The following is a 7,395-nucleotide window of genomic DNA, read 5'->3' as shown; positions in this document are numbered from 1 at the left end:
ACGGCGACCGCGCCGACCCGTGCGGGCCGGCGGTCGTCACCACATATAGGGGACCAGGCGGTAGCGCGCTTTCTGGGCGTATTCGCGGTAGCCGTCCAGCTCTTCGACAAGCAGCTTTTCCTCATCCTGGATGCGGATGACGAGCACGACGAGGCTCGGTATCACGGGCAGGAGCCCCCAGTAGGAGCCGAGCGCGAGGGGGAAGCCGACGATCGTCAGCACGTTCCCGGTGTACATGGGGTGACGTACCAACCCGTACAGGCCGGTGGAGGCGAGCTTCTGGCCAGTCTCCACCTGCACGGTGGAGGCCGCGAAGCTGTTCTGGATGACCACCAGGCTCGTGACACCCAGTCCGAGGGCCACCAGAACATCACCGGCCACGCAGATCGCCGCTGGTACCGACGACCAATCGAAACGATGGTCCAGGGCGCTGACCACCACCATGGCCGCCAGCGACAGATACCAGCCGGCTATGAGGATCTTCTGGACCGTTCGGGTCTCCGCCGCCGGTCCGGCGTGCTTACGCCGTTGGTGTGCCTCGGGGTTTGTCCGTTGCAAGAAGATGCTGGGAATCCATGTCGAAAGGGCGAATACGACGAGGAAGGCCCAGGCTTGCCAGAAGTCGAGTGTGCCGGCGAGTGAGAACAGCACCAAGCCGAACACGATCAGTTCGACAAGCCCGAATCCCACCACTCTCGCAACGGCTTTCACGAATCCTCCTGTCGTCCGCCGCAGTGTCGACTGCAGGCGGCCACGCGACGCACGGCTCAACCTACCGTCGGTCACCTGTGAGACGGGCACGATTGACGCACAAGTCAAGGCCCTGAACGCAGGCCCTTGAAGCGACAGCGGACCCGAAGCCTTCTGGCAGCGGTAGGCCGGGGGTCGGGTGATAGGCCTGACAACATGAAGACGAAAGCACGTGTTGCGGCAATGACAGCGGTACTTGCCGCAGGTATCGGTCTCGCGGGTCTGGGCGGAGCTGTCGCGCAGGCGGCGCCCATGGCGCCGCCGCCGGATTACCACTGGTGCCCGGGGGAGTTCTGGCACCCCGAATGGGGTTTCAACTGGGGTGGCGACCGGTGCCATGACGACTTTTACTTCGACGGCGAGGCTCGTGACCGCGGGCACTGGCACGGACGTGGTGATTGGCGCCCGGGTTTCTGATCACCGATCAGCCAGGAGCCGATTGGCGTGTGGTGGTGCCCTCGGTGAGATTCGAACTCACACTGTACGGGTTTTGAATCCGTTTCCTCTGCCAGTTGGGATACGAGGGCGTGCCGATCTGTACTGCGGCCTTACCACCATAGAGGATGGCCCCGCGGTCGCCGAACGGCGGCCTCCACGACACAATGTCTCCCATGACCGGGTCACCGAACGACGCTGACAGACCACGCCGCGTGCTCATCGCCGAGGACGAAGCGCTCATCCGCCTCGATCTCGCCGAGATGCTGCGCGAAGAGGGTTACGAGGTCGTCGGTGAAGCCGGTGACGGCCAGGAGGCCGTCGAGCTTGCCGAGTCGCTGCGCCCGGACCTGGTGATCATGGATGTCAAGATGCCGCGTCGCGATGGCATCGACGCCGCCTCGGAGATCGCCAGCAAGCGCATCGCCCCGATCGTCATCCTGACCGCGTTCAGCCAGCGCGAGCTGGTCGAACGGGCCCGTGATGCCGGGGCGATGGCGTACCTGGTCAAGCCCTTCAGCATCACCGACCTGGTGCCGGCCATCGAGGTGGCGGTCAGCCGGTTCAGCGAGATCGCCGCCCTGGAGAACGAAGTGGCGACGCTGGGGGACCGGCTGGAGACCCGCAAATTGGTGGAGCGGGCCAAGGGTTTGCTGCAGAGCAAACATCAGATGACCGAGCCCGAGGCGTTCAAGTGGATCCAGCGGGCCGCGATGGACCGCCGCACCACCATGAAAAGGGTGGCCGAGGTGGTGCTGGAAACGCTCGAGGATTCCGAGGAAGCACCCGCTCAGGAGAGCTGACCGGCGGGCCCGGTTGTTAATTGTGCGTTTCCCCCGGACCGATATTCCGCGTTCAGCCAGGATCCGCGGCAGAACCATTCACTCAACATCCCGCACCGGGGCCGGTCGTTGGCTATGTTCTACCCGAAGCTCCGGCGCCCAGCCCCCACAGGGCCAGGGCGCCGGTGCCGCTGACAACTCTGACCCGGAGGTGAAGCGTGCGCGGTCGCGTGGCACGGAAAGCATTTGCTCTCGGAAGTGCGGGTGTGGTTGCCCTGGCGATTGCCGGTTGCAACCAGTCCTCGCCGGAAGGCGAGACATCGCAGACCGATTTGAAGATCGTCGAGAAGGTCCAGATCGACGAGAACGGTGCCGAGGTGAAGGCTGCCGAGGGAGTCACGCCCGCCGACCCCGCAGGCGACGGCAAGGCCACCTGCCCGCCGGTGATGATCGGCATGATGGGTGCGCTCAACGGTCCGGACGCCGCCCTGGGTATCAACATCAAGAACGGTGTGCAGCTCGCGATCGACAAGCACAACGCCGCCAACTCCGGCTGCCAGGTGCAACTCAAGAGCTATGACACCGAAGGCGATCCGCAGAAGGCCACCGGTGTGGCGCCGCAGATCGTCGACGAGGCGTTCATCATCGGCCTGATCGGGCCGGCATTCTCCGGCGAGACCAAGGCCACCGGCGACGTCTTCAACCAGGCCGGCCTGGTCGCGGCGACCGCATCGGCCACCAACGTCACGTTGAGCGAGAACGGGTGGCGGACGTTCTTCCGCGGCCTGGCCAACGACGGCGTCCAGGGTCCCTCGGTGGCCAACTACCTGAAGAACACGCTGGGCAACAAGAAGGTGTGCGTGGTCGACGACAGCACCGACTACGGGCTGGGCCTGGCCGAGGCGGTACGCGAAACGCTTGGCCCGGTGGCCGATTCGTCGTGCAACATTTCGGTGAAGAAGGGCGACAAGGAGTTCTCGGCCGCGGTCACCCAGATCAAGGGAGCCGCTCCGGATTCGGTGTTCTACAGCGGGTACTACTCCGAGGCCGCACCGTTCGTGCAGCAGCTCAAGGACGGCGGTGTGACGGCGACCTTCGTCAGCGCCGACGGCACCAAGGACCAGCAGTTCGTCGACCAGGCCGGTGAATCGTCCAAGGGCGCGTTGCTGTCCTGCCCGTGCGGCCCGGCCACCGGATCGTTCGCCGACGAGTACACGCAGAAGTTCGGTCAGGCCCCGGGCACCTACAGCACCGAGGGCTATGACCTGGGCACCATCCTGCTCAAGGGCATCGACTCCGGCGCCATCACCCGTCCGGCACTGCTGGACTTCGTCCGCAATTACGAGGGCCAGGGCGTGGCCCGCAAGTACCAGTGGACGGACAAGGGGGAGCTCACCACGACCCTGATCTGGATGTACGAAGTCAAGTAGTCCTCTGACGAGACGCGTCCGAGACCGTAGCCCGGACTCGGACGCGTTTCTCTTCACATCACGGAGTCAGGAGCCGCCACCGGATGATCCACCAGTGCGTCGAGCAGTCCGCCTGCCTGGCAGCCAACATCAGTTTCAACCTGGACGGCCTGCGAGACGGCTTCTGGCAGTTGACCATCGACGGCCTGTCCTGGGGCGCGATCTATGCGCTGGTGGCGGTGGGCTACACCCTGGTGTTCGGTGTGCTGCGCCTGATCAACTTCGCCCATTCCGAGATCTTCATGCTTGGCATGTTCGGCGCCTACTTTTGTCTGGACGTGATCCTCGGGTTCACCCCGAGCGGCAACGCCTACAACAAGGGCGTGGCACTGACCGTGCTGTATCTCGGCATCGCCATGTTGTTCGCGATGCTCGTCTCGGGCTCGGCGGCGGTCGGTCTGGAGTTCATTGCCTACCGGCCACTGCGAAAACGCAACGCCCGCGCCCTGACGTTCCTCATCACGGCCATCGGTATGTCGTTCGTGCTGCAGGAGTTCGTGCACTTCGTGTTACCGAAGCTGTTGAAGGGGTACGGCGGCAGCAACGCTCAACAGCCCATCGTCCTGGTCCAGCCGAAAACCCAGTTCACGATTTTCGGTGCCTCGGTGTCGAATGTGACGCTGGTGATCGTGGGCGCCGCGCTGGTCCTCGCGCTGCTGACCGATATCGCGATCAACCGCACCAAGTTCGGCCGCGGCATCCGGGCGGTCGCACAGGATCCGACCACCGCCACGCTGATGGGTGTCTCGCGCGAGCGCATCATCATGCGGACCTTCCTCATCGGCGGCCTGCTGGCGGGCGCCGCGGCGCTGCTCTACACGTTGAAGGTGCCGCAGGGCATCATCTACTCGGGCGGATTCCTACTCGGCATCAAGGCCTTCTCGGCGGCGGTGCTCGGCGGTATCGGCAACCTGCGCGGCGCCCTGCTGGGTGGCCTGCTGCTGGGCATCATGGAGAACTACGGGCAGGCGGTGTTCGGAACGCAGTGGCGCGACGTCGTCGCGTTCGTCCTGCTGGTGCTGGTCCTGCTGTTCCGGCCGACCGGCATACTCGGTGAAAGCCTCGGGAAGGCGCGGGTATGAGCGAGCATCACGGTTCAGAGTCCGCCGGGTCGGTGACCAAGACGCTGCTGGCCCCCGGCGATGCCATCCGCGAAGCGTGGTCGACTCTGCCGCGGATGGCCAAATGGCTTGTCGGCATAGTGGGATTCACGCTGCTGGGCCTGCTGCCGCTGTTCACCCCGAGCTTCCTGGCCACCCCGGGGATCAGTTTCGGTGGCACCATGGCCCAGTTCGCGATGGTCGCCATCATCGCCATCGGCCTCAACGTCGTGGTCGGGCAGGCCGGCCTCCTCGACCTCGGTTACGTCGGCTTCTACGCGGTGGGTGCCTACACGGTGGCGCTGCTGACCAGTCCCGACAGCCCGTGGAACAAGGTGGGCCCCGACGGCTTCTTCAGCAAGGACTGGGCCTGGCTGTCGTGCGTGCCGCTGGCGATGGCCGTCACCGCACTGGCCGGGCTGATCCTCGGAACGCCCACCCTGCGATTGCGCGGCGACTATCTGGCCATCGTGACGCTCGGCTTCGGTGAGATCATCCGGCTGCTCGCCGACAACCTGTCCGACATCACCAACGGCTCGCGAGGGCTCAACCAGGTCGCCTATCCGCGGCTGGGGGAGAGCGAGGAGTTGCCCAACGGGGTGTTCTCCAGCGGCAACTCGGCCGGTGAGGCGAACTACGGCACCTGGTGGTTCTGGCTGGGCCTGATCCTGATGATCGGCATCTTGCTGCTGGTCGGCAATCTGGAGCGCAGCCGGGTCGGACGCGCCTGGGTGGCGATCCGTGAGGATGAGGACGCCGCGGAAGTCATGGGCGTCAACACCTTCCGGTTCAAGCTGTGGGCGTTCGTCATCGGCGCCGCGATCGGCGGGCTCTCCGGTGCGCTGTATGCCGGCCAGGTTCAGTACGTCGCACCGCCGACGTTCAACATCATCAACTCGATGCTGTTCCTGTGTGCAGTGGTGCTCGGCGGGCAGGGCAACAAGCTCGGTGTCATTTTCGGCGCCTTCATCGTCGTATATCTGCCCAACCGGCTGCTGGGTGTGGAATTCCTCGGCATCAACCTCGGTGACCTGAAGTATCTGTTCTTCGGTCTGGCGTTGGTGGTGCTGATGATCTTCCGGCCGCAGGGCCTGTTCCCGGTCCGCCAACAGCTGTTGACCTATGGAAGATCGGCTCGACAGTTGTTGCGCGGTGGCACGGACAAGGAGCCGGTGGGATGAGCGAGCCCATGCCCGGAGTGACCGAGAGCGTCGAGGAGCTGGCCGGGGTACACCGCGACATCCAGGCAGCCGAGGGCGAGACCCTGCTGGAGACACGGGATCTCACGGTCAAGTTCGGTGGCCTGGTGGCCCTGGACTCGGTCAGTTTCGACATTCGTCGTGGTGAGATCCTCGGCCTGATCGGACCCAACGGCGCGGGCAAGACGACGTGCTTCAACGCGATCACGGGTGTCTACCGGCCGAGTGCGGGGTCGGTCGTGTTCGACGGCGCCCCGTTGGGCCGGATCAAGCGTCACCAGATCACCCGTCGTGGTATCGCCCGCACCTTCCAGAACATCCGTCTCTTCGGCGAGATGACCGCACTGGAGAACGTCATGGTGGGAACCGATGCGCGGCACAAGACCTCGGTGCCGGGCGCCTTGGCGCGCTCCCCGCGGCATCGTCGTGAGGAACGGTCGGCGATCGAACGGGCCGCTGCGTTGCTGCACTTCGTCGGGATCGCGCACCGCGGCGAGGAGAAGGCCAAGAACCTGCCCTACGGTGATCAGCGCCGCCTGGAGATCGCTCGTGCCCTGGCCACCGAGCCCAAGCTGCTGTGCCTCGATGAACCGGCGGCGGGGTTCAATCCGGCCGAGAAGGCTTCGCTGATCGAGTTGATCCGCAAGATCCGCGACGACGGCTACACCGTGCTGTTGATCGAACACGACATGCGTCTGGTGATGGGCGTGACCGACCGCATCGTGGTGCTGGAGTTCGGCCGCAAGATCGCCGACGGATTGCCGCACGAAATCCGCGAGGACCCGAAGGTCATCGCTGCCTATCTGGGGGTGCCCGATGACGAACTCGGCTGAGGCCGGCCCTGAGGTGCTGCTCGAGGTGCGTGACGTGGTGGTGCACTACGGCCGGATCAAGGCGCTGCACGGGGTTTCGCTGGTGGTGCATGAGGGGGAGTTGGTCACGCTGCTGGGGTCCAACGGGGCCGGCAAGACCACGATGATGCGGGCGATCTCGGGTCTGCGACCGCTGACCTCGGGTTCGGTCTGGTTCGAGGGCCGTGACATCACCCGGGTGAAGGCGCATCAGCGGGTGATCGACGGACTGATCCAGGCGCCTGAGGGCCGTGGGGTCTTCCCCGGCATGACGGTGGTGGAGAACCTCGAGATGGGATGCTATGGGCGCAAATTCGCGACCCGCGCCGAACATGACGAGCGCTTGGACTGGGTGTTCGAGACGTTCCCGAGGCTGGCCGAACGGCGGTACCAGGTCGGCGGCACGCTCTCCGGTGGGGAGCAGCAGATGTTGGCCATCGGCCGGGCGTTGATGGCGCGGCCCAGGGTGCTGCTGCTGGACGAGCCGTCGATGGGGTTGGCGCCGATGGTGATCTCGCAGATCTTCAAGATCATCTCCGAGATCAACGCCCAGGGCACCACGGTGCTGCTGGTCGAGCAGAACGCCCAGCAGGCACTGAGCCGGTCCGACCGGGCCTACATCCTGGAGACCGGCAGCGTCACCCGCACCGGTGACGCGCGGGAACTGTTGGCGGACGACAGCATTCGCGCCGCCTACCTCGGCGTCGCGTAACCCACGCACTTATCCCGCCACCGTGTTTTCCAGCACCTCCAGCACCTCCAGCACCGCGAGCGTGCGCGTCTGCCGGCGACACGCCGAGCAGAACCCG

At 65.2% G+C, this 7,395-nt stretch carries 8 protein-coding genes and 1 tRNA gene; 7 read left to right on the top strand and 2 right to left on the bottom strand.

The genetic code is table 11. The features are described from left to right. Nucleotides 1-36: 36 nt before the first annotated feature. On the bottom strand, nucleotides 37-711 hold the full coding sequence (locus BN2156_RS06380; RefSeq protein WP_090511485.1) for a methyltransferase family protein: 675 nt from the start codon (nucleotides 709-711) through the stop codon (nucleotides 37-39). A gap of 222 nt (nucleotides 712-933) precedes the next feature. Here BN2156_RS06380 and BN2156_RS06375 point away from each other — a divergent pair, with 222 nt between their 5' ends. Beyond that, the gene (locus BN2156_RS06375; RefSeq protein ID WP_235625223.1) at nucleotides 934-1,167 is read left to right on the top strand and encodes an Mtp family mycobacterial-type pilin; all 234 of its coding nucleotides are present in this window, start codon (nucleotides 934-936) and stop codon (nucleotides 1,165-1,167) included. Between the two features lie 33 nt (nucleotides 1,168-1,200). On the opposite strand, the gene BN2156_RS06370 is transcribed toward BN2156_RS06375, so the two are convergent. Beyond that, nucleotides 1,201-1,277: transfer RNA gene (locus BN2156_RS06370), tRNA-Leu, on the bottom strand. An 84-nt stretch (nucleotides 1,278-1,361) separates the two neighbouring features. On the opposite strand from BN2156_RS06370, the gene BN2156_RS06365 reads away from it, so the two are divergent. From BN2156_RS06365 to BN2156_RS06340, 6 genes are all read left to right on the top strand, one after another. Continuing rightward, nucleotides 1,362-1,988, top strand: a complete 627-nt coding sequence (locus tag BN2156_RS06365; protein WP_090511481.1) for a two-component system response regulator PdtaR — start codon at nucleotides 1,362-1,364, stop codon at nucleotides 1,986-1,988. A gap of 197 nt (nucleotides 1,989-2,185) precedes the next feature. Further along, nucleotides 2,186-3,397 carry a branched-chain amino acid ABC transporter substrate-binding protein gene (locus tag BN2156_RS06360; protein ID WP_162490743.1) on the top strand — a complete coding sequence of 404 codons (1,212 nt, stop codon included), beginning with the start codon at nucleotides 2,186-2,188 and terminating at the stop codon, nucleotides 3,395-3,397. A gap of 83 nt (nucleotides 3,398-3,480) precedes the next feature. Next, a complete protein-coding gene (locus tag BN2156_RS06355) occupies nucleotides 3,481-4,518 on the top strand; it encodes a branched-chain amino acid ABC transporter permease (protein ID WP_090511476.1) in 1,038 nt (345 codons plus the stop codon). Beyond that, nucleotides 4,515-5,717 (top strand): branched-chain amino acid ABC transporter permease, encoded by a 1,203-nt coding sequence (locus BN2156_RS06350; protein WP_090511473.1) that lies wholly within the window; start codon nucleotides 4,515-4,517, stop codon nucleotides 5,715-5,717. The genes BN2156_RS06355 and BN2156_RS06350 overlap by 4 nt, the downstream gene beginning before the upstream one ends. Further along, nucleotides 5,714-6,568, top strand: coding sequence for an ABC transporter ATP-binding protein (locus BN2156_RS06345; RefSeq protein WP_090511470.1), 855 nt, complete (start codon nucleotides 5,714-5,716; stop codon nucleotides 6,566-6,568). The genes BN2156_RS06350 and BN2156_RS06345 overlap by 4 nt, the downstream gene beginning before the upstream one ends. Then, on the top strand, nucleotides 6,552-7,298 hold the full coding sequence (locus tag BN2156_RS06340) for an ABC transporter ATP-binding protein (protein WP_090511468.1): 747 nt from the start codon (nucleotides 6,552-6,554) through the stop codon (nucleotides 7,296-7,298). Before BN2156_RS06345 ends, BN2156_RS06340 begins: the two co-directional genes overlap by 17 nt. Nucleotides 7,299-7,395 lie beyond the last annotated feature (97 nt).

The organism is Mycolicibacterium neworleansense, from assembly GCF_001245615.1.
Classification (GTDB): domain Bacteria; phylum Actinomycetota; class Actinomycetes; order Mycobacteriales; family Mycobacteriaceae; genus Mycobacterium; species Mycobacterium neworleansense.
This window is presented reverse-complemented; position numbering and strand designations above follow the sequence as displayed.